At 70.2% G+C, this 818-nt stretch carries 1 protein-coding gene; it reads right to left on the reverse strand.

Annotated features, from left to right (window positions below):
* Positions 1-39 precede the first annotated feature (39 nt).
* Entirely contained in the window at positions 40-648 is a 609-nt protein-coding gene (locus G5C60_RS50805; protein ID WP_165271119.1) for a DUF1349 domain-containing protein, read from the reverse strand.
* Positions 649-818 lie beyond the last annotated feature (170 nt).

Below are 818 nucleotides of genomic sequence, written 5' to 3' on the forward strand. Positions count from 1 at the left end.
CCGCCGGGGCGGGAGGGGCGAAACCAGCCCCGTCAGGAATCAGCTGCCGTCCCTCAGGTCCGCCGGCCAGTCCGGGTGGAACTCGATGCCGTCGTACGTGACCACGCACCCCTCCCCCAGCGGGGACTGGGTCATGAATCCCACGAGGGCCGCTCCGGAGGCCTTCTCGTCGGCCAGGGTGAAGAAGCGGACGAAGGTCCAGCGCTTGCCGTCCTTGGAGGCGTGGAAGGCGAAGGCCCGGCCCGTGCGGCTGATCCGGAGCCAGACCGAACTTCCCTCCACGGTGAAGGAGTTGGCGTCGTCGGAGTGCCCCCGGGTGACCACCGTGCAGACGGTGGGCACGTCCGGGGAGTACTCCAGGCAGAGCTTGGCCCACTCGCGCTCGGCCACGTGTACGTACAGCACACCCGCGTCGAAGGCCGCGGCGAAGCCGACCGTGACGCGGGCGATCAGCTGGAAGTCCCCTTCCGGCGCCCCGAGCAGCCGAGGCGCGTCGGCCGCGGGGTCCAGGGCCTCACCGGTGGGCGGCACGAACCGATCCTGCCGCGCCCCCGCCCATCCGCTGAGAACCCGGTCCTCGTACGACCAGTGCCCGTCGGGCCCGTAGCTACGGAGCAGAAAGGGAAGTTCGGGTATTTCGAGATCCATTGAGGGAGTCTCCCAGGTACTGAAATCCGGTGCGGCATGGCCCTTGAAGGGCGCCCCGCAAAGGGGCGCCCCTTTGCGGGGCGCCCTTTAGGGGCGCGGGGAACTGCGCGACAAGCCACGACGATCCCGCACTGGCCAACGAACCCGACCCGCCACCCCCATAGGCGCCC

The organism is Streptomyces scabichelini (genome assembly GCF_011045015.1).
GTDB classification, from domain to species: domain Bacteria; phylum Actinomycetota; class Actinomycetes; order Streptomycetales; family Streptomycetaceae; genus Streptomyces; species Streptomyces scabichelini.

Bases quoted from the DNA above. Each gene is read 5' to 3' on its own strand.
- G5C60_RS50805 (WP_165271119.1), bottom strand. From the start codon at position 648: ATGGATCTCGAAATACCCGAACTTCCCTTTCTGCTCCGTAGCTACGGG.